Source organism: Rubrivirga marina, from assembly GCF_002283365.1.
GTDB classification, from domain to species: Bacteria; Bacteroidota; Rhodothermia; order Rhodothermales; family Rubricoccaceae; genus Rubrivirga; species Rubrivirga marina.
The window spans coordinates 778,792-800,136 of record NZ_MQWD01000001.1; the positions used below are offsets into that span (position 1 = coordinate 778,792).

Sequence of the window (21,345 nt, forward strand, 5' to 3'; positions counted from 1 at the left end):
TGTCCTGAGGCCCCGCCGGATCTCCGCCCGGCGGGGCCTCTTCTGTCCGGGCGCCATCCTTGAGGGACGGGCGAACGCGGCGGCGCGGCGTGCGTACTCTCGGCCGGCCTCACCCTGCCCGTGTCCCGTCTAACCGCCCTCGCCGCCCTCCTGCTGGCGGCCTCTCTCTCCGCTCAGACGCCGCCCGCCCGCCCCGCCCCGTCGGCGGACTCGGCGGCGGTCGACTCGACGGCGCCGTCCGCGCCCGCCTCGGCGAGCCCGCGGGCCCGGCTCGACTCGGCCGCGCTCGCGCCGCGGGGGCCGTTTCCGCCCCTCGACCCGAGCCTCGCGGGCGTCGTCTGGAACGCCCCCGCCGACGCCGAGGCGGCCGTGGCCGACCTCGTGGCGATGCGTCGCGCGGGCGTCCGAGCGGTCCGTACCGAGTTGATCGAGGAGACGGCCGTGCTCGACGCCGCCAGCCGGCTCGGCATCGCGCTTTGGCAGGACCTCCCGATCGAGGGCCTCCCGGCCCTGTTCCTCCGCGCGCGGACCGACGAGGCGGCCCAACTCCTCGCCGAGGCGCTCGACCGCTCCCGGCCGTACTCGGCCGCCCGCCACTTCGGCCTCGCCCAGTCGAGCGACACGAGCGACCCACGCGCGCGGCCGTATTTCGAGGCGCTGACCGAACTCGCCCACGACCGCGGCGCCGAGGGCACCCAGACCTACTACGTCAGCCGCTTCCCCGTCGACGACCGGTCGGCGCGGACGGTCGACCTCGTGCTCCTCGATGCCCGCGACGGCGACCCGGTGGCGCTCCTTCGTCGCTGGCGTACCGAGCACGACACGCCGGTGGGCCTGGCGTCGATGGGCACGGGCGTCCGGCCCGGCCAGCCCGGCGGCTGGCGGACGCTCGGGACAGAGGCCGCCCAGGCGCGGACCCTCGAGAACGCCTTCACCGACCTCCTCGGACTGAGCGAGCCCCCGGCCGCCGCCTTCGTCTACCGCTGGCGCGACACGGACGCCGACCGCGTGGAGCGCGATCAGCGCGCCGAGGTCACGGGCACCCGCTTCGGTCTGCTCGGGCCCGGCGACGAGCCACGGCCGGCGCTCGATGTCGCGAGCGGGTTCTGGACCGGCCGCCAGCGCGTGTTCGCCTTCGACGCGGGTTCCGAGGCCCGGCAAGAGCGACGCGCGTCGCCGCTCCTGCTTATCGGCTGGGGGCTCGTGCTCGGCCTCGGCGTGTTTTATGCCGGGGCGCCGCGGCTCGGGTCGCTCGCGCCGCGCTACTTCGGCCGGCGCGACCTGTACCGCGAGGCCGTCCAGCGCGGGTTCGACCTGTCGGCGTTCGAGACGTCGGGCCTCGCGCTCGCCCTCACGCTGGCGGCCGGCGTCGTCGGGACGTCGGTGCTGCGGGCGCTGGCGCGGACCGACGCGCTCGTGGCGGCCACCTCGTCATGGACGCTCGATGGTCAGGCCCGGCTCACGAGCCTCCTCGGCCAGCCGCTCCTGCTCGTCGGCGTGCTGGCGCTGGCGTACGCCGCGTGGCTCCTGCTCAACCTCATCTGGCTCAACGTCATCACCGGGCGACGTCGGTTGCGGCCCGCGCAGGCGCTCTCGCTCGCGGTCTGGTGCCGCTGGGGCTGGTTCCCGCTGATGATCCTCTCGCTCCTCCTCGGCAGCATCGACCCGCAACTCGCGACGGTCCTCGCCCCGACGGTCCTCGGCGTCGGGCTGCTGATCGAGGTCGTGGCCGGCTACAAGATGATGTGGGACCTCCAGGCCGTGACGCACGCGCCGCCCGCGCGGGCCATCCTCCTTGGATTCGGCCTCCCGTTCCTGCTAGCGGTCGCCGGCCTCGTCGCGCTCGGGATCACCTCCCGCGACGAGATCGGCTTCCTCTGGCACCTCGCGACGCGCGCCTGACCCCGCCCGCCTCGGCGCCGAGGCGGACGGAGTGGTGAGCTACCCGGTGTAGCTCACGCGGTAGATCCGCCCGTTGATCTCCTCCGTCACGAGGAGCGACCCGTCGGGGAGCACCAGCAGGCCTACGGGGCGCCCGAACGTGGTCGGGCCCGAGGGATCGATGAGGAAGCCGGTCAGGAAGTCCTCGTAGTGGCCGACGGGCCGACCGTCCTCGAACGGCACGAAGACGACCTTGTAGCCGGTCCCCGGGTCCCGATTCCACGAGCCGCGCATGGCGACGAACGCCCCACCCCGGTAGCGCTGGGGGAAGGTCTGGCCGTCGTAGAACTGGAGGCCGAGCGCGGCCGAGTGGGCCTGGAACAGGACGTCCGGCATCGCGGTCCGCGCCGCGAGGTCGGGCGCCTCGCTCCGGTCGCCCTCCATTCGCCGCGGGTCGAGGTTGTCCGGCTCGAAGTACGTGTAGGGCCAGCCGTAGAAGCGCGGCTCGCCCGAGGCATCGGAGCCGATGGCCGTGAGGTAGTCCGGGACGAGGTCGTCGCCCAGCCCGTCGCGCTCGTTGACGGTCGTGTACGGGACGCCCGTCATGGGGTGGAAGTCGAGGCCGACGGGGTTGCGGAGGCCGAACGAGACCGTCTCTCGGCCTGAGCCGTCGGGCGCCATCCGGAACACCGACGCGCGCGGCAGCTCCTCGACGTCCACGTTCGACTCGGAGCCGACCGTCACGTAGAGGCTGTCGCCGTCCGGGCTGGCGACGACGTTCCGCGTCCAGTGCTGGTTGTACCCACGGCCGGGCAGGTCCGTGACGACGGCCCCCTCGCCCTCGACCCTCCCCCCACTCGAATAGGCGTAGCGCCGCACGTCCGACGTGTTGCCGACGTAGAGATCGCCGTCGACGAACGCGAGACCCATCGGGAGGTCGAGGCCGTTGGCGTCGGTGGCGATCGTCTCGACCGACTCAGCGACCCCGTCGCCGTCCGCGTCGCGGAGGCGCTTGATCCGGTTCTCGCGGCTCTCGACGAGGAGCACGTTGTTTTCTGGGTCGAGCGCGAGCCAGCGCGGGCTGTCGAGATCCTCCGCCCAGACCTGGACGGCGAAGCCAGCTGGCACGTTCAGGACCGCGTCGTCCGGCACGTCGATCACGTCGGCCCCGTTGCGTACCGACTCGGTCGCGTACGGCTCGGGAAGGTCGCCGGCCTCGATCTCGATGGGCGTCGGGGTGAGGGGCGCCGTGCGGACGGCGCCGGGCAGCGTCGTGTCGGCCGCGGCGGTGCCCGAGGCGGCCGGAGGCGCAGACGGCACCGATGGGCCAGACGAAGAGCACGCCGCGAGGAGGACAGAGAGCAGGAGGAGTCGCATCGGGGTGGGAGGGGGACCTAGCTTGTCAACGTCGCTCCGCCGCCCCAGTGCCCTCCTCGAACCAGCCTCAATCCCTCGGGTCCGTCCTCTCCGAGCTCGTCGACCGCTACGGCTACCGCGAGCGGTTCGACGCGGCGCGGGCCGTGGAGGCGTGGCCGGAGGTCGTGGGCGAGGCCATCGCGAACGTGACGGAGCAGGTCTGGATGCGGCACGGGACGCTCCACGTCAAGGTCCGGTCGTCGGCGTGGCGGCACCAACTCCAGTTCCAGCGCCAGCAGTGGCGCGAGCGGATGAACCAGCACCTCGGCCGCGAGGTCGTCGACGAGGTCGTGTTCCGGTAGGTCGGCCGCCTCCGCCTCGGCGCCGAGGCGGACGGACTCGGGGAGCGTCCGGCGGTGCCACGAAGCCCCGCGGGTAGCTTCCGGCCTCACCCACCCGATTCCCGTGACCTGCCCCCTCTGCGACGCCGAGCTCGACCGGTCGACCCTCCTCGAGGCCGAGGCCGGCGGCCGGTCCCTCCGCGGCTTCCGCTGCCCCCGCGACCACGGCACGTTCCTCCCGGCCGACCTCTACTTCGCGTGGCGTGAGCACTACGAGCCCGCCGACCCGCCAGCCGAGGCCGTCCCCTCGTCCGACGAAGTCGGCGACGTGAAGCGGGCGAAGCTGTGCCCGCAAGACCAGCACATCATGAGCCGCTACCGCGTCCGTCCCGAGGGCGGGTTCTGGCTCGACCGCTGCGCCACGTGCGGGGGCGTCTGGTTCGACGGCGAGGAGTGGGACGCGACCGTCGAGGCCGGCCTCCTCAACCGGCTCCCGGCCCTCCTCACGGACGCGTGGCAGCGCCAGGCCGATCGCGAGGTCGCGCACGACGGCTACGAGGACCGGCTCCGCGACCGTCTCGGCGAGGACCTCGACCGGGTCGACGGCTTCCGCGCGTGGGCGTGGCAGCACCCCCAGCGGCACCTCATCTTCTCGCGCCTCCGCGAGCGCCCAGACGAGCCCCAGGAGACGGCCGATTAGCCGCCCCGCCCGCCTCGGCGCCGTGACCGAGGCGGGCGGAGTCGGGGCCTAAAAGCGCAGCGCCGCCGAGAGCCGCGCGCTCCGCGGGAGGACCGGGTGGAAGTGGACGTCCTCGACGCCCGCCGCCGGCTCGCCCGGCAGGCGCGACGTGTAGAGGTAGCTCACGTCGGCCGCGTCCGAGTCGAGCAGGTTGAGCACGTCGAGCGCGACGGCGACCGGCCCGAGCGTCGTGCCCACGCGGGCGTTGACGAGCGTGGACGCCTCGGCCTGGAAGGCGCCGTCGGCCGTGAGCGGGCGCGGGCCGAGGTGGCGGACCTGGAGGCTGGCGATCCACCCGTCGGGCCGGCCGGCGTAGACGCCCCCCGTGACCACGCGTCCGATCGAGTTCTCGATCCGATCGCCGTCGGACTCGCCCGCGGTGTAGCGCGAGCGCGTCAGCGCCACGTCGAGGGCCAGTTGGAGCCAGTCGGTGGCGCGGTAGAAGTTGGTCCACTCGACGCCGACGTGACGGCTGGCGTCGCTCGGCTCCGTCCCGCCCGCGTCGCCAACGAACACGAGCTCCGACTCGAGTTCGAGCGCCCACAGCGCGACGGTCGACTGGAGCCCGTCGACGGCCGCCGTCCGCGCCCCGACCTCGGCGCCGCGCGTCCGCACGAGCGGGTCCACGGGGTCGACGGCCTCGCCCGTCGCGGGGTCGACCGCGATGACCGTCCCGCGCGCGTCGTTGCTGTGGAAGCCGAGGCCGGCGTTGAGGTACACCTCCGTCTCGGCCCATGGGCCCAGCGCCAAGCCCACCTTCGGACTGGCGATAAAGGCTGTCTCCCCGCCCGAGTTGACCTCGCGGTCGCTCGTCACGTCGAACGCGTAGACGTCGCCGCGGAGGCCAAGCGTCGTCCGGAGCCACTCCGTCCAGCGCGTCTCGTTCGAGACGTAGGCGCCGCCGCGCGTCTGCGCGACCTCGTCGTCGCGGACGGTCCCGACCCGCTCCCGCGCTGACGTCCGGAAGAGGCCGACGCCGAAGATCTGGTCGTGCCGAAGGTCGGCCCCAACCGTCGTCTCGCTCGCCCGGCCGATTCCGCCCATGCGCCACGAATGCGCGACGTCAGCACCCGCATACGCACGGCGGTCGGCCTGCTCGAACTGGTCGCCTTGGTCGGGGTCGTCGAGGAAGTAGGTGAAGTTGGAGAACAGGTTGAGGTGGTAGGCCGCGGCGTAGGCTGTCGCCCGCGTCCGCTGGCCGGCGTCGGTCGACCGGCGCCACGTGCCGGCGAGCGTGTAGCGGCCCGTCGTCCCGCCATTCGTCGCGTCGAGCGTGCCGAACCGCGTGACGAGGCCGGGCACGGCGCGGCGGGCGATCTGGTCGGTCGCCGTCCAGTCGTTGTGGTAGCCCATCGCGGTGACCTCGAGGCCATTGCGCGTGCTCCCGGTCGAGTACTTCAGCACGCCGCTCGCCAGCGTCCCATTCTCGGGCTGGACCCACGGGCCGTCGGTGTACTGACCACGGAGCGCGACCAGCAGGTCGCCTCTGCCGAGGCGCCATGAGTCGGCCACGAGCGCCGCCACGAAGTCGTCCGACCCCGCCTCGGCCTCGGCGAGGCCGGCGTCGAGGCGACGGACGAGGCGGATCTCGGCACGGCCAGCCGTGGCGAAGTCGCCGGCCGCCGCGTTCTGCGGGCCCTTCTCGAAAGCGACCGTCTCCACCAGCTCGGGAATCAGGAAGTTGAGGTCGAGGTAGCCCTGGCCGTGCGCGTGCGTCGGCAGGTTCATCGGGACGCCGTCGACGGAGGCCGCGAAGTCGGTCCCGTGGTCCAGGTTGAAGCCGCGGAGGAAGAACTGGTTGGCCTTCCCCGACCCGCTGTGCTGCGTGACGATGGCGCCGGGCACCGTCTCCAAGACCTCACCCACGCGGAGCAGCGGACGGACGGCGATCTGCGCCTGCCCCACGAGCCCGGACGACGCGGCATTCGCCACGCCGACGAGATTCGTCAACCGGCCCTCCACGACGACCTCGCCCAGGTCGGCATCCGTCGACACGAGCACGAGCACGACCCTCGTCGTCTCGCCCGCGCGGACGGTTAGGGTCTCGTCGGCGTCGCTGTAGCCGACGGACGAGGCGCGGAGGGTGACGGTGCCCACTGGCACGTCGAGGTCGAAGCGGCCGTCGGCGTCGGTGACGGCGCCGCGGTCGGAGCCGACGAGGGCGACGTTGACGTCGGCGAGCGGCCGGGCGGTGCCGGCCTCGGTGACGGTGCCAACGAGGCGGCCGGTGGACTGGGCGGAGGCGGCACCCGCGAGGAGTGCGAGCAGGGCGGTGAGCCGCGCGAGGCGGCGGAGAAGCGAAGGCATCGGTCGAGAGGGGTCAGTAGAGAGACAGGCACCGTGCGTCGTGCGCACGGCGGGGGCCGCCGCGCCCACGCGCGGCGGCTCGGGCCAGGGGCGGCCCGGAGGTCCAGACGTGCCGCCAGAGCTGGCGGACGCGCTCAGCCGCGCCGGATCGGCGGCGGCGTCTCTACCGAAGGATCGACCGAGGCGGGTGGAGCCATCCGCTCCCCACCGAGGGGGACCGCGGCGACTGCGGGCGCCGGGACGCCGGGCGTCGCCGGCAGCCGGTGCTTGTCGAGCGAGACCGTCACCACGACGTGCTGCTCCGTCGGCGCCGTGTCGTGGCGGTGGACCGCGCCCTCGTGCTCGTGGAGGCCCCGCGCCTCGGGCGGCGTCGCGAGCACGTGGATCGTCTCCCGCACCGGATCGGACGCGTGCCGATGCTTGTGGTCGTCGTGCGCGTGCGCCTTCGGGCGGAGCGTCCGGAGCACATCGCGGTCGCCTTCCTGGTCGCCCACGAGGTGGGGCGCGGCGGGCGCCGTCGGCGCGTGTTCGAGGGCGAGGTGCGGGAGCAGCTTGAGCCCTTCGCCCGACGCCGTCGTCCCGAGTGCGAGGACGTAGCCCGCCACGACGAGCGCGACCAGCGCGCCCCGGAGGGCGCGCTCGGTCCGACTCGCCGAGGCGCGGCGGCGCATCTAGCGGGTGGCGCTCGTGGCGCGGATCGGGGTGCCCGTGCCGAGCGACGCCATGAGCGTCTGCGCCTCGGTCGCCGCGCTCGGGCTCTCGACGTAGAGGTTGCCGTCGAGCGCGAGCTGGAGGTGGCGGGCCGCCTCGGCGGCCTGGCCGGCGCCCTCGTAGATCCGCGCGGCGCGGTAGTGGACCATCGCGTCGCCCGTGTCGAGCCGCATCGCGCGCTCGATGTAGGGGATGGCCTCCGCCGAGCGGCCGACGTGGTGAAGCGCCCAGGCGTAGGTCTCGTTCGCGTGGAGGTGGCCCGGCCGGCGGGCCTGCTGTTCCTTCGCCATCTGGAGCGAGCGCTCCAAATCCTCCCCACGGTCGATCAGGAAGTCGGCCTCCTCCATGTCGACGATCTCGCCGAAGCCGCGCGCCTCGAGCAGCGCCTCGTGGACGCGCTCGGCCGCGGCCTCCGCCTTCGCCTCGTCGCCTACGGCGAGGTAGGCCTCGACGAGGAGCTCGTCGATGACCCCGAGCGGCTCGAGCGCCCGGGCCTCCTCGAGCTGGCGGACGGCCTCGTCGGCGTCGCCCTTCACGAGGGCGACGTGGCCAAGGCCCGCCAGCGCGGGCACGAAGTCCGGCTTCTCTTCGAGGATGCCGCTGTAGAGGAACGCCGCCGTGTCGGCCTTGGCGTCGCCGAGGTAGAGGCCCGCGAGGTGGTACAGCGCCCAGGCCCGCTCGGGGCGGCCCGATGGCGCCGCGTCGGCGGCGTAGCGCATGGCCTGGATCGCGCCCTCGGTGTCCCCGTGGAGCTCGCGGAGGTAGCTCGCGCGTGAATACGCCGGGAGACCCGGCTTCAGCGCTTGGAGCCGGTCCGAGACGCGGACGGCCTCGTCGTACTCACCCAGCTCCACGAGCGCGTCGACGAGCGTGCCGTGGACGTAGGCGTGGTGCGGGTACTCCTCGAGGAGCTCGCGCGAGAGGTCGCGCGCCTCCTCGAACATGTGGAGCGTGTTGAACAGCGACGCCTGGAGCGTCCGCGCGTAGTAGTGGTCGGGCGCCATCTCGATGGCCTCGGCGAGGAGCTCCTCCGCCTCGGGGATGGTCTCGGCCTGCGTCCCGCGCTCTTCGCCAAGCTGGAGGAGCGCGTGGGCGAGGCGGACGCGCGGCTCGACGGCGTCGGGCTCGCGGCGGAGGAGCGCGCGGTAGTAGTCGACGGCCTCTTCGGCGTTGGCGAACCGGTCGCCGGGGGCGACCTGGGCGTGGTCCTGGGGGAGCGGCGCGGGCTCGCGGTCGAGCCACAGGTAGCCGACGACGCCGATGGCGGCCAGCACGAGTCCGACGGCCAGGAGACGGGCGGTGCGAGGAGTCATGGGAAGAAGGGAATCCGAGAGAAAGGAAAAGAGGAGGCGGAGCGTGTTCGGCCCCGCCCCCCCGGACCCGCCAGGCGGGTCGGTCGAGGCGTGCGCCCGTTAGCGGACGACCGTCGCCCGCTTCGTCGCGACGAGCTCCCCGTCCACCATCAGGCGGTAGAGGTAGGTGCCCGTGGCGAGGCCGGAGGCGTCCCAGTCGACGTCGTGCGCGCCCGGCTGGTAGCGCCGGTCGGTGAGCGTCTGGACGCGGCGGCCCTGGACGTCATAGACGTCCACGCGAACCGTCGCCGTGCGCGGGAGCTGGAACCGGACCGTCGAGTTGCCGGCGGTCGGGTTCGGGAAGCTCTGGTCGAGGATCATCCCCGACGGCGCGCCGACGCCCATGCCGCCCGACGTGGCGAACCGAGCGCGCGGGGCGCCCGTCGTCTGGTCCCGCACGTAGTCGTACCCGCGGTGCGGGTTGGCGAGGTACGGGAAGTCGCTCCGGAGGGCAACGTCGTTGCGGGTCGGGCCGGCCACGAAGTCGAGCTCGGAGAGCGTCTGCGGCGTGACGAGCGCGCCCATGTAATCGCTCCCGGTGTAGTCGTCCTCGAGGACGCCCACGGCCGTGAGCACGAGGCCGCCGACGGCCTGCAGCGCGATGCCGGTCACGTCATCCTCGAGGCGGCGCCCGTTCGGGAAGCCGTCCATGTGCGGGATGAACTCCAGGTCCGTGTTGGCGAAGTCCGGCACGGTCAGGCCGATGGCCGCCGCGCGGATGAGCCCGAGGCGGGCCCAGTCGGTGAACTCGCTCGAGGAGCGGTCCGTCGTCGGGGTCGCCATGTTGAGGCGGAGCATGTCGCCGCCCCAGAGCCCGCCGTCGGGCGTCTGCGTGATCGGGAGGAAGTTGTGGATGAACGGCTTGCCCTCGGTGAGGGGGTTGCCGCCCGTCTTCCCGGTCAGGAGCTGGTACGGCGCCAGGTTCGGGACGCCGAAGTAGAAGATCGGGAAGATGTCCACGAGCCGCGGCTGGTTGTCGCCGGCGAGCGCGGTCACGCTGTTCGCCCCGAGCGGGCGGAGCGGGGCGACGCTGTCGTCGAACGCCGACCCGGCCACGAACTCCAACGGCACGTCGCCGGCCACGATGGCCTCGACGATGTCGTAGACGCCGTCGGAGTCGTTCATCTCGCCGAAGTTGGTGTTGAAGTTGAACCCTTCGTTCCCATCGCCGTCGAGGTCACCGAACACGCCCGCGAGCGCGTTCATCTGGATCGACAGGTCGTCGGAGAGGCCGGGGACCGCGCCGCCGAAGGCGCCGTTGCCCATGTAGAGGCCGAGCTCCGGGTTGGCGAAGTACTGGATGAACTCCTGCTCGTCCTCGTCATAGGGCGAGGTGTAGTTCCAGTAGTCCTTCATCCCGATCGGGATGATGGCCTCGTTCGTCAGCGGCATGCCGAGGCGGGAGACCTGGACGTACCGGCCCGAGACCTGCGGCTCCGGGTTCTGCGGGTCGCTCGAGAGGCTCGTGAACTGCGGCCGCGAGGCCGAGGCCCACACGCCGATCACGAAGTTCGGGTCGAGGATCGAGTCCGCGTCGTCGGCCGACATCCCGTCCTTCTGGAGCATCTCGATCGGGATCGAGAGCACGAGGGCGTGGGTGTTGTAGCCGGCGACGGCGTCCCGGGCGAGGGCCGGGTTCGTCATCTCGCCGGGCGTCCCGTCGGTGCCGAACTGCTGGCGGATGCCGCCGAGGTCGAACACGCCGCCGAGGTCGACGAAGAACGGGTCGTCGCGCGGGCCGGCGAACACGGTCTCACCGGTCGTAGCCGTCACGACGGCCTGCTGCGTGAGGTCCTCGTACGTCGTGTTGAGCCCGGCGCCGGACTCGATCGAGCGCGGGCCGATGTTGGCCGGCGGCGTGTAGCCGTCGGTCACGATCGTCTGGAACGAGGCGCCGCCGTCGGTGCTCTTCTCGAGCGTGTAGCTCGTGTTCAGGTTCTCCGCGCCGAGGCGGATGTTGAAGAACGTCGAGGGGTCCTCGTTGGCCCGGTCGAACGTGAACCGGTAGGTCACGTCGTCCGTGGCCGAGCCGAGCATGCCGGCCGACGTCTGGTTCTTGACGTGGATCTCGTAGCGGACGTTCTCGCCGAAGTGGTTGTAGTTCGGGCCGCCCTCGGGGTGCGAGAGCGGGATGTAGTCGGCGACGATGATGACGTTGCCGTCGTCGTTGGGGTCACGGAAGGCGTAGACGTCCGTGTTGTCGGCGAGCGGGTCGTCGGCGATGAGCGGGGCCTCGCGGTGGCTCGACGCGTCGGAAGGGGGCGGGGCCAGGAGGCCGGCGGTCAGGATGAGACCGGCCGCGGCCGCGCCCATCAAGAGGGTTCGCAATGGGGTCATGAGAGGGAGGGGAGGGAAAGGAGTCAATAAGGAAGCTCTGGATGGTGCTCACTCACGAGTCCGGCGTATGCTCATTCACTGCTCACCTTCGTAGGAGAGACCCCCACTTCCGCGTCAGGAAAGCCAATTCGCCCCCTCCCGCCCCCGTTGCGCGCCTCCTCCCCCCCCTCCACGGCCACCCTCGGCGACCGCCTCCAGGCGGCCCGCCACCGCCGGTTCGTCGGGCGTGAGCGGGAGCTGTCGCGGTTCGCGGACGCCCTCGACGCGGAGGCGCTCCCCTTCCACCTCGCGCTCGTTCACGGGCCGGGCGGCATCGGCAAGACGGCGCTCCTCGACGAAGTCGCCCGCCTCGGCATCGAGGCGGGCGTGGCCGTCGCCCGGCTCGACGGGCGCGACCTCGACCCGACGCCGGTCGCCTTCGCGGAAGCCGCCGACGCCGCGCTCTCGGCCGACGCCGATCGGCGCATCCTCCTCGTCGACACATACGAGCAAATCGAGCCGCTCGACGGGTGGCTCCGGCGAACGTTCGTGCCGGGCCTCCGGGCTTCGGACCTCGTCGTGCTGGCGGGCCGCAACCGGCCGTCGGCCGACTGGCGGACGGCGTGGCCCGGCGAGGCCGTGGAGATCGAGCTCCGCGCCCTCGCCCCCGATGAGGCCGCGACGTACCTCTCGGACCGGGGCATCCCAGAGGAGGCCCACGCCCGCGTGCAGGCCTTCACGCACGGCCACCCTCTGGCTCTCGCCCTCGTGACGGAGCGCCTCCGTCAGTCGGGCGGCGGCCCGTTCGATCCCGGCACGGAGCCGGGCCTTCTCAGCGACCTGCTCGAGCGGTTCGTGTCGTCGGTCCCGTCGCCGGCCCACCGCGCGGCACTTGAAGGGGCGTCGGTCGTCCGCTCCGTCACGGTCCCGCTCCTGGGGGCCCTCCTCCCCAATGACGCCGAGGCCGACGCGCTCTTCGCGTGGCTCCGTGGCCTCGCGTTCGTGGAAACCGACGCGCGCGGCGCCCGCCTCCACGATGTCGTCCGGGAGACGATCGAGGCGGACCTCCGCTGGCGCGACCAGGACCGGTACGCCACCGTCCACGCCCGTGCGCGCCGCCACTTCGTCGACCGGCTCCGCTCCGCTCCGACCGAAGCCGACCGCCACCAGGCCTTCGCAGACTACCTCCACCTCTACCGCCACAACGCGGTGGTCGAGCCCCTCCTCGCCAGCCTCCAGACCGCATGGGCCGACGCCCACCTCGCGGGGTCCGGTCCGCTCCGCGACGGCGACGCCGCGGCCATCCGCGCGCTCGTCACGGACCACCACGGCGAGGACGAGGCGGAGGCCGTCGCCGGCTGGCTCGAGAGGCGCCCCGAGGCGGCCGAGGTGTTTTACGCTGAGGGCGGCGGCGTGGCCGGCTTCCTCCTCACGCTCTCGCTCGACGCGCTCGCCGACGACGAGCGGGCCGCCGACTCCGTCGTCGCGGCCGTGTGGGACGCCGTCGGCACCCGCCTCCGAGAGGGCGAACGGGGCCTCCTCTTCCGGTCGTGGCTCGACGCCGAAGCCGGGCAGGGCATCTCGGCCGTCCAGAGCCTCGTCTTCGTCCGGACCGTCGAGCGCTACCTCTCCACGCCGAGCCTGGCCACCTCGGTCCTCCTTACGGCCGCGCCCGCGCTCTGGACCCCCGTGTTCGAGATCGTCGGCCTGAAGCGGCTGCCGGCCGCCGAGGTCGACGGCGGCCCCCTGGCGGCGTTCAGCAAGGACTGGCGGGCCACGCCGCCCGACGCCTGGCTCGACTCGATCGCGGCGTGGTCACCCTCCGGCGTGTCCCCCCCGCGCCCGGACGACTCGGTCGTGGTGCTGGGCCGCGAGGCGTTCACGGAGGCCGTCCGGGACGCGCTGAGAGGCTACGCCCGGCCGCACCTGCTCTCCGACAGCCCCCTCCTCGAGGCCCGCCTCGTCCGCGAGCAGGACGGGGACCCCGTCGAGGCGCTCCGCACGCTCCTCTCGGAGGCGGCCGACGAGCTCAACCAGGGGATCCGGGACCGGCCCTACTTCCGAGCGCTCGACACGACCTACTTCCGGCCGGCCCCGACACAGGCCCTCGCGGCCGAACGGCTCGGCGTCCCGTTCAGCACCTACCGCCGCCACCTCGGGCGCGGCGTCGACCACGTCGTCGACGCGCTCTGGGACATCGAGACGGGCGGCTGAGGGATCAGCCGAGAACGTCGGCGCAGGCCGTGTCGGAGTCGCCGGGCAGCGGCTCGCCGGCGAGGAACGTCCGCACCATCCCGATCACGCGGGGCCGCATCATCACGAACGTGTGGCCCGACGAGACGACGGCGTGGGCCGCGCCCTCCAAACACGTCTCTTCGACAGCCACCTTCCCGTCCCGGCTGGCGGCGATGACGGCCACCTCCACGCCCGGAGGCGCCCCGAGGTCGACGGCGGTGCCGCCCGTTGTCCGCAGCTCGGTGATGGGCGGGAAGGTCCAGCGGACGAGCCCTGCCCACCGATCCGCCTCGTGGGAGCCCTGGTTGGGCGGTGCCAGCAGGACGGCCCGGCCGGCCGCCTCGGGCGGGTCGTGGACGAGGAGCCAGCGGATCACGACGGTCCCCAGGCTGTGCCCGACAAAGTGGACACGCGGCGCGGGCTGCTCGACGAGCGCCGCCTTGACCTCCGCCCCGACGCCGGCCGCGATCTCCGCCACGCTCGGTGCCCCGCTGTCGTAGCCGACGTTGAGCACGCGGTACCCGGCCCGCCGCAGGCCGATGCCCATCGGCACCATCGACAGCGGCGTCCGCCCCATCCCATGGACGAGGACCACGAGGTCGCGCGGGTCCTCCGTCGGGCGCGTGGTCCCGCACGCACTGAGGGTGGCGACGGCGATCAGGAGCGAGACGAGGCGGACCATGCGGGGACCCTACGGGGCGACTCGGCGGACGGTCTGGTACGATCGCACCACTCAGCCCAGAACGAGCCGGTCGTCGCAGAGACGGTCCAGCAGGTCGGCGCGGTGGCTGGACAGGACGACGAGGCCGCCGCCGTCGCGGAACGCGGCGATGAGGTCGAGCGCCGCCTCGGTCGCCTCGGTGTCGAGCGCACGGAACGGCTCGTCCATCAACAGAACGGCAGGCGCCCCGGCCAGGGCGGCGGCCACCTGCGTCTTGCGCGTCATGCCCGACGAGTACGTCCGGGTGAGCGCCTCGCGCCGCTCGTCGAGGCGGACGGCGTCGAGGAGCGCGCTGTGCCGCTCGGGCGCCGCCTCGTCCCACGCACCGCGCTCGCGGGCGATCCACTCCAGCGTCTCGACGGCTGTGAGGTAGCCCGGCACGTCCGGCTGGTCGTGCACGACGCCGACCGACGCCAGAAACGCATGCGGGCTCTCGTGCACGTCGAGCTCGCCGTAGCGGACGTGCCCCTCGGTCGGAGCGCTGAGCGCCGACAGCACGCGGAGCAGCGTCGACTTCCCTGAGCCATTCGGGCCGACGAGCGCCGTTGCCGTGCCGGGCGCGAACGTGTGGCTCAGCCCGCGCAGCACGAACGGGCCGAACACGTACCGCTTCGTCACGCCATCGACGACGAGCGGGTGCTGGCGGTCGATGGGGACCGTGAGGAGGGGAACGAGGCTAGGCGACGGCACGGTGGAAGCGGACATGAGCAGCGAGCGTGACGAGACCGGCGATGAGCGACGCCGCCCCCAGGTCAACGAGCGTCCACACGGCGAGGTCGTTCCAGCTGACGTCCTCGGCCAGCCAGATCAGGAGGAGCAACACGCCGGCCAGCGGCGGCAGCCAACGGACGTTCATCAGAAACCGCGCGGCGCTCCACCGAGCGACCCCGCCGAGCCGCCCCGTCCGCGCCGCCGGTAGCACCTTGTCCGAGGCGGAGAGCGCGACGGCGCCGTTTATCACCACGACGTAGAGCGCGAGACTGGCCGCCTCGACGCCGTCGCCGAGGCGGGCGAGGTGAACGGCGGCCACGAGCGCCAGCCCGAGCGCGGCGACGCGCCCCAGCGGGAACCGACGGTCGAGCGACACGAGCCCGGCCCACACCGCTGGCCGGAGCCCGCGCGGTGCCCAGTACACGGCCTCGACGCGGATCGGCTCGCGGCTCTCGGCCCGCTCGACCTGGCGGAAGGCGTCGGCCCAGACGCCGTGGGAGATCCAGAACGCCCGGTCGAACGTCGCTCGGAGCCGGGCGATGAGAACCGCCGTGACGGCCAACACCACGAGCGGAGCCACGAGCGCGGACGGCGCGCTCCCGACGATGGCCCCCGCGTTCGACAGGGTCTGGGCGACGAGGGGCGAGAGCGCGCCGACGAGGAACACGGCGCCGGTCCGGTTGAGGCCGGGGACGAGCGCGTCGGGCACGCCGTAGCGGACCGACGGCGCCCAGGTGTAGAGCCGCCGGTACCAACCGCCCGCCTCCTCCCGCTCCCACGCACGGACGACGGGCCCGAGCGACGCGAACCGCGCGAACGCGTAGAGCCCGGCCGCCAGCACCGACAGCGAGCCCTCGGCGGCCAGCAGCGGCGCACGCCCGTCGAAGGCGATCACAACGGCTGGCACCGACAACACGAGCGGGACCGGCAGCCACCGTCCGAGCGCGTGCTGGAGGAGCCGCCCGGGCTCGGGGTTGATGAGCTGCAGCCGCCGCACCGCGGCCGACGGGTACAGTGCGTGCTGCACGCCGACGGCCAGGCCGGCCGAGATCAGGATCGTGAGGTACCGGACCAGCCGCGCCCGCCCCGCGGGGTCCAGCCCCTCCCCTGCCGTCGCCGCCAGCGCGCCGAGGACGACAGCGGCGGCGCCCCACCCCACGAGGCGCGCCCACCGCCCCACAGGACTCATCGATCCGGGGAGGAGCGCGCTCACCGCAACGTGCCGAGGTACACCGTGCCGTCCGGGAAGCCGGCTCGCGCGTCTTCGGCCAGCCGGGAGGCGAACGGCTCGGGGTAGATCGTGATCTGGCCGAGCTCGCTCAAGGGCACGAGGCGGAGGCCGCGGAGCAACTGGCGGTCGCCCAGCTCCGGGTCGGTCCCGAGGCGGGCGGCCTCGACGTCACGCGCCCGGCAGGCGAAGTAGAACGAGACGGCGTGCAGCGGCGGCCGGATGAAGTCGATCGCGTACCGGAGCGGGCCGACCTCGACGTCGACGCCCGCCTCCTCCGTCACCTCGCGCCGTAGCGCCTCCTCCAGCCCCTCCCCGAACTCGACGCCGCCGCCCGGAGGCGTCCAGAACGGCCGGTCCTCCCACAGCCCCTCGTGCTCCGCCAGCAGCACCGCCGACGGGTCGTCCGGATCATCGAAGACGAGGGCGCCGACGCGCACGCGAACGCGGTTGGTGTAGACGTCGGGGATGCGCACCGGGGTTGAGAGTAGAGGATCGAGGGCGCCCGCCTCGGGGCGCTGTCGGGCCGAGGCGGACGGATCGAGGCGACACATAGATCCCCGCCAGTGCGGAGAGGGCTCGGTCGAAAAGAGCCGGGCCGCTGGACCTCCGAGCGCAGCGAGCCCTACTCCTCCGCCAGCACGCGGGCCGTCGCGCGGCGGACCTTCCGGGTGCGGCTCGGCGCCTTCGGCTCGTCGAGCGTGCCGCCGGCCTGAGCGTGGGCCACGGCCGCCGCCACGAAGTGGACGAACAGCGGGTGCGGCTCGCGGACACGGCTCCGGTACTCCGGGTGGAACTGGACGCCGACGAACCACGGGTGGGCCAACTCCGACGCCGGTGCGCCGTCGCCGCCCGCGTCCGGTCGGGGGAGTTCGATGATCTCGACGAGGTCGCGACTTGGGTTCATGCCCGAGAACACGAGGCCGGCCTCGCGCAGCTTGTAGCGGAGGTCGTTGTTGACCTCGTACCGGTGGCGGTGCCGCTCCTCGACGGCCTCGGCGCCGCCGTACACCTCACGAGCGAGCGTGTCCTCGCCGAGCGCGCAGGTGTAGGCCCCGAGCCGCATCGTCCCGCCTTTGTCCGTGACGGTCTTCTGCTCGGCCATCATCGAGATGACCGGCGCCGGCGAGTCGGGCTCGAACTCCGTCGAGTGGGCGTCTTCCAGGCCGGCCACGTTCCGGGCGAACTCGATGGTCGCCACCTGCATCCCGAGGCAGATGCCGAAGAACGGGACGCCCCGCTCGCGGGCCCAGCGGACCGCCTCGATCTTCCCGTCGATCCCGCGGTCGCCGAAGCCCGGCGCCACCAGGACGCCCGAGACGCCGTCGAGCGTCTCGGCCACGTTCGCCTCGATCACGTCGTCGGAGAGGACGCTCCGGACCTCGACCTGGACGCCGTTCTTGGCGCCCGCCAGCAGGAAGCTCTCCGAGATCGACTTGTAGGCGTCCTGGTGCTCGACGTACTTCCCGACGAGCGCGACCGTCACCTTCCCCTCGGGGTTCTTGAGCCGGCGGAGAAAGTCGACCCAGTCTTCGAGATCGGGCGTCGGGTCGACGTCGAGCGGGGCCGTGAGTTGGAGCCGCTTCAGGACCACCTCCTCGAACTTCTGCTCGCGGAGCAGGAGCGGGACCTCGTAGATCGACTCGGCGTCGAGCGCTTCGATGACGGCCTCCGACGACACGTTGCAGAACAGGCCGATCTTCCGGCGGACGTCCTCGGGCAGCGGGTGCTCGGTGCGCGCCACGAGCACGTCGGGCTGGAGGCCGTAGCTCTGGAGCGTCTTGACGGAGTGCTGCGTCGGCTTCGTCTTGAGCTCGCCGGCGGCGGCGAGGTACGGCACCAGCGTGAGGTGGATGAGCGCCGTGTTCTCGCGGCCCTCCTCGAGCGAGAGCTGGCGGATGGCCTCGAGGTACGGGAGCGACTCGATGTCGCCCGCGGTCCCGCCCACCTCGGTGATGATCACGTCATAGTCGCCGGTCTCGGCGAGCCGCCGCATCCACCCCTTGATCTCGTCGATCACGTGGGGCACCACCTGGACCGTCTTGCCGAGGTAGGCGCCGGCGCGCTCCTTCGCGATGACGCCCGAGTAGACGCGGCCCGTCGTCACGTTGTTGGCCTGCGACATGGGCACGCCGAGGTAGCGCTCGTAGTGGCCCAGGTCGAGGTCCGTCTCGGCCCCGTCGTCGGTGACGTACACCTCGCCGTGCTCGTACGGGTTCATCGTCCCCGCGTCGACGTTGATGTACGGGTCGAACTTCTGGATGGTGACTCGAAGCCCACGCGCTTCGAGGAGCCGGCCGAGGCTGGCGGAGACGATCCCCTTGCCCAGCGACGACGTCACGCCGCCGGTCACAAAGAGGAACTTGGTCGGGGCGGAGTCGGCGGGCATCGGCGGGGGTGTGGACGCTCGCCCCGCAAGCTACGGGACCGGCGCCCGCGCGCCTGCTTCCGGGCGGACTTTCATGCGCCCCCCCATCCCCTCTCCCCGCCCGCCTCGACGCCATCGCCGAGGCAGGCGGGGTCGGGTCACTCGGTGCTGGTGGCGCCCTCGACCGGGAGGAGCACCACGCGGACGTACTGGTCCTCGTCGAGCGTGTCGACGGCCATGTCGCGGACGTCGTCCATCGTCAGGCGCGCGACGATGTCGGGCTGGTCGAGGCTGTCCTGCGGGTCCGCGTCGTAGCGGGCGGCCGTCGTGAGGACCGACAGCCAGTAGCTGTTCTCTTCGAGGTTCGTCTCGCGCGCCCGGCGCTGCTGCTCCTGGAACGCCGCGAGGTGGTGGGACTCGGCCTCGCCGGCCTTCAGCGTCGCGATCTCGGCGAACACCGCGTCCACCAGCTCATCCACGCGGTCGGGGTCGGCGCCGAACTGGATGCGAATCTGGTACCGGTCCTCGTCCCGGTCGACGCTCGGCCGGACGCCGACGCCGTAGACGCCGCCGCGGTCCTCGCGGAGCTCCTCGCGGAGCATCTTCGACAGCACGTCGGCGGTGGCGTCGAGGATCGCGCGGTCCTCGTTGTCGTCGGCGTCGATCTCGCCGTGGAACACGAGAGCCACCTGAGCCTGCGGCTCGACGCCGGCGCGGACCGTCTTCTCGATGACGCCCTCCGGCGGAGCCACCGAGCGGTCGACGGGCGCCTCGTCGCGGCCGGCGCCGGGGAGGCTGGCGAGGTACGTCTCGACGAGCGGCCGGACGGCCTCGGGCTCGACGGCGCCCACGAGCACGAACGTGAAGTCGGAGACGTCGGCGAACCGGTCCCGGTAGAACGCGAGCGAGCGGTCGAGGTCGGCCCGGTCGAGGTCGCCGAGGTACTCGCGGAGCGTCCGGCTGCGGGGGTCCCCGTTGGCGAGCGTGGCCGAGAGCGTGTCGCCGAACGCGACGCGTGGCACGTTGACTTGGCTGCCGAGGATGCCGCGCGTCTGGGCCAGCGCGGCCTCGAACGCGTCGCGGTCGAGCCGCGGGGCGGTCACGTAGAGGTGGACGAGCTGAAACAGGGTTTCGAGGTCGCCGGGGGCTGCGCTGCCCGTGAACCCTTCGGTCTGGCCCGAGATCGTCGGCCGGACACTGACGATCTGGCCCGAGAGGGCCTTCCCGAGCGCCGTCTGGTCGAACGCGCCCACGCCCGACTGGCCGACGTAGCCGGCCGCGCCGCCGGCCGCGATCACGGCCTCGTCGTCGAGGAGCGACGTGCCGCCGGGGCTGGTCGCGCTCAGGAGCACCTCGTCGGCCTTGAAGTCGGTCGGCTTGAGGATGACCGTGGCGCCGTTGGAGAGCGTCCACGTGATCGTGCCGAGGTCGGCGTCCGCGTCCTCCTCGAAGACGGAGCCGGCGGCGGGCGGAGCAGGCACGAGCGGGCCCTCGACGATGGCGTCCTCGTAGGGCGTGATCTCCGCGTCGGCGACCTCGTCCAGCACGGCGAGCAGGTCGGCCTCGGCGGGCACGCTGCCGTCGGTGGGCGCCGTCACCGTGATCACGCGGTCGTCGCCGGCGGCGAGCTCCTCAGCGACGGCGTTGACCTCGTCGAGCGTGATCGTGGGGAGGTAAACCTCGACGAACGCGAGCCGCGCCTCGGGCGAGACCGACGGCTCGCCCTCCAGGAACGCGTTGACGTAGGCCATGGCGAGCGCCCGGCTCTCCTGGTTCTCCGCCTCGGCCACCGCCGACTGCGCCGACCGGAGCAGGTCGGCCTTGGCGCGCTCGACCTCGCCCGGGGTGATCCCAAACCGGCTCGCCCGAACGGCCTCGGTGCCGAGCACGCGCATGGCCTCCTCGATCTGGCCCGGCTTGGCCACCGCGATCAGCTGCGACGCGCCGACGGTCCGGACGAGGTTGCCGGTGGCGGCGGCCGCGAAGGCGTAGGGCGCGTCGGGCTGGCGCTGGATCTCAGCGAGCCGCTCGCGGAGCGCTCCGAAAAAGAGCCCCTCGACGAGCGATTGTCGGGCGTCGCCGTAGGTCGTGATCCGCCGGGGCTCGCCGCGGTACATCAGGCGGACGAGCGCGTACGGGGCCTCGGGGTCCGTCGCGATGGCGACCGCGCCGCCCGAGGCCTCGGCCATGTCGTAGACGGTCCGCTCGGGCGCGTCGGTGGGGGGCTCGAGGCTCGCGAACCGCTCTCGGATCATGGCCTCGACGGCGTCGACGTCCACGTCGCCCACGACCACGACGGCCATGAGGTCCGGGCGGTACCAGTCGCGGTAGAAGTCGCGGAGCCGCTCCGGCGGCGCCGTCTCGATGACCTCGGGCGTGCCGATGGGCAGGCGGTCGGCGTAGCGCGAGCCGCCGAACAAGACCGGGTACACCGTCCGGTTCATCCGCTCGGAGGCGCCCTGCCCGATTCGCCACTCCTCCAGCACCACGCCGCGCTCGCGCTCGATGGCCGAGTCGGCGAGTGTGATCCGCCCGGCCCACTCGCGGAGCACGTCGACCCCGGTCTCGAACACGTCGGCCGAGTCGGTCGGGACCTGGAGCATGTAGACCGTCTCGTCGAACGACGTGTAGGCGTTGAGGTCCGGCCCGAACCGCGTCCCGACGGACTCGAGGTAGCGGACGAGCTCGGGCTCGTCGAACCGCTCGGTCCCGTTGAACGCCATGTGCTCGACAAAGTGGGCCAGCCCACGCTGGTCCTCGTCTTCGAGCACGCTCCCGGCGTCGACCGCCAGCCGGAGCTCGGCGCGGCCCTCGGGCTCGGTGTTGTGGCGGACATAGTACCGGAGCCCGTTGTCGAGCGTCCCCTGCCGCACGGCGGGGTCGAACGGGAGCGGCGCGTCGAGCGCGGGCTGAGCGAGCGCGGGGGCGGCGAGGACGAACGCGAGCAGCCCGAGGCGGGCGAAGAGGCGCGACGAGTGGAGCATCGGGTCGGGGGAGTGGAGCGGAATCCGCCTGCCGATTTGCAGGGGACCGACGGCGCCTAAACATAGGGTCCGCCTCTCTTGAGGGCGGCGGCTTC

Annotated in this window: 15 protein-coding genes; 4 read left to right on the forward strand and 11 right to left on the reverse strand. The window is 72.8% G+C overall.

Translation table 11 applies throughout. The features are described 5' to 3' along the window. Positions 1–120: 120 nt before the first annotated feature. The gene (locus BSZ37_RS03065; RefSeq protein ID WP_095509130.1) at positions 121–1,902 is read left to right on the forward strand and encodes a hypothetical protein; all 1,782 of its coding nucleotides are present in this window, start codon (positions 121–123) and stop codon (positions 1,900–1,902) included. Between the two features lie 39 nt (positions 1,903–1,941). On the opposite strand, the gene BSZ37_RS03070 is transcribed toward BSZ37_RS03065, so the two are convergent. Continuing rightward, on the reverse strand, positions 1,942–3,258 hold the full coding sequence (locus BSZ37_RS03070) for a PQQ-dependent sugar dehydrogenase (protein WP_095509131.1): 1,317 nt from the start codon (positions 3,256–3,258) through the stop codon (positions 1,942–1,944). Between the two features lie 47 nt (positions 3,259–3,305). Between BSZ37_RS03070 and BSZ37_RS03075 the strand changes: the two genes are divergently transcribed. Both BSZ37_RS03075 and BSZ37_RS03080 read left to right on the forward strand, forming a co-directional pair. Then, positions 3,306–3,599 carry a DciA family protein gene (locus BSZ37_RS03075; RefSeq protein WP_179299453.1) on the forward strand — a complete coding sequence of 98 codons (294 nt, stop codon included), beginning with the start codon at positions 3,306–3,308 and terminating at the stop codon, positions 3,597–3,599. A 103-nt stretch (positions 3,600–3,702) separates the two neighbouring features. Next, positions 3,703–4,278 (forward strand): zf-TFIIB domain-containing protein, encoded by a 576-nt coding sequence (locus BSZ37_RS03080; RefSeq protein WP_095509132.1) that lies wholly within the window; start codon positions 3,703–3,705, stop codon positions 4,276–4,278. 48 nt (positions 4,279–4,326) lie between these two features. On the opposite strand, the gene BSZ37_RS03085 is transcribed toward BSZ37_RS03080, so the two are convergent. From BSZ37_RS03085 to BSZ37_RS03100, 4 genes are all read right to left on the reverse strand, one after another. Next, positions 4,327–6,624, reverse strand: a complete 2,298-nt coding sequence (locus BSZ37_RS03085) for a TonB-dependent receptor (protein WP_095509133.1) — start codon at positions 6,622–6,624, stop codon at positions 4,327–4,329. 134 nt (positions 6,625–6,758) lie between these two features. Continuing rightward, on the reverse strand, positions 6,759–7,295 hold the full coding sequence (locus BSZ37_RS03090) for a hypothetical protein (RefSeq protein ID WP_095509134.1): 537 nt from the start codon (positions 7,293–7,295) through the stop codon (positions 6,759–6,761). Next, complete coding sequence (locus tag BSZ37_RS03095) at positions 7,296–8,648, reverse strand: tetratricopeptide repeat protein (RefSeq protein WP_095509135.1); 1,353 nt, start codon at positions 8,646–8,648, stop codon at positions 7,296–7,298. A gap of 99 nt (positions 8,649–8,747) precedes the next feature. Then, complete coding sequence (locus BSZ37_RS03100) at positions 8,748–11,024, reverse strand: DUF4331 family protein (protein WP_143537546.1); 2,277 nt, start codon at positions 11,022–11,024, stop codon at positions 8,748–8,750. A 147-nt stretch (positions 11,025–11,171) separates the two neighbouring features. Here BSZ37_RS03100 and BSZ37_RS03105 point away from each other — a divergent pair, with 147 nt between their 5' ends. After that, positions 11,172–13,217 carry an ATP-binding protein gene (locus BSZ37_RS03105; RefSeq protein ID WP_095509137.1) on the forward strand — a complete coding sequence of 682 codons (2,046 nt, stop codon included), beginning with the start codon at positions 11,172–11,174 and terminating at the stop codon, positions 13,215–13,217. Between the two features lie 4 nt (positions 13,218–13,221). Here the strand turns inward: BSZ37_RS03105 and BSZ37_RS03110 are convergent, their stop codons facing one another. The 6 genes from BSZ37_RS03110 to BSZ37_RS03135 all read right to left on the reverse strand — a co-directional run bounded on the left by BSZ37_RS03110 (position 13,222) and on the right by BSZ37_RS03135 (position 21,250). Then, positions 13,222–13,920 carry an esterase/lipase family protein gene (locus BSZ37_RS03110; RefSeq protein WP_095509138.1) on the reverse strand — a complete coding sequence of 233 codons (699 nt, stop codon included), beginning with the start codon at positions 13,918–13,920 and terminating at the stop codon, positions 13,222–13,224. A gap of 51 nt (positions 13,921–13,971) precedes the next feature. Continuing rightward, positions 13,972–14,664, reverse strand: coding sequence for an ATP-binding cassette domain-containing protein (locus BSZ37_RS03115; protein ID WP_095509139.1), 693 nt, complete (start codon positions 14,662–14,664; stop codon positions 13,972–13,974). Next, positions 14,636–15,883: a hypothetical protein gene (locus tag BSZ37_RS03120; RefSeq protein ID WP_095509140.1), complete on the reverse strand. Its 1,248-nt coding sequence runs from the start codon at positions 15,881–15,883 to the stop codon at positions 14,636–14,638. Before BSZ37_RS03120 ends, BSZ37_RS03115 begins: the two co-directional genes overlap by 29 nt. Continuing rightward, positions 15,880–16,374, reverse strand: coding sequence for an NUDIX domain-containing protein (locus BSZ37_RS03125; protein WP_179299454.1), 495 nt, complete (start codon positions 16,372–16,374; stop codon positions 15,880–15,882). The genes BSZ37_RS03120 and BSZ37_RS03125 overlap by 4 nt, the downstream gene beginning before the upstream one ends. A 149-nt stretch (positions 16,375–16,523) precedes the next feature. Further along, positions 16,524–18,287 (reverse strand): CTP synthase, encoded by a 1,764-nt coding sequence (locus BSZ37_RS03130; protein WP_095509142.1) that lies wholly within the window; start codon positions 18,285–18,287, stop codon positions 16,524–16,526. 137 nt (positions 18,288–18,424) lie between these two features. After that, a complete protein-coding gene (locus tag BSZ37_RS03135; RefSeq protein WP_143537547.1) occupies positions 18,425–21,250 on the reverse strand; it encodes a M16 family metallopeptidase in 2,826 nt (941 codons plus the stop codon). Between the last annotated feature and the right edge of the window lie 95 nt (positions 21,251–21,345).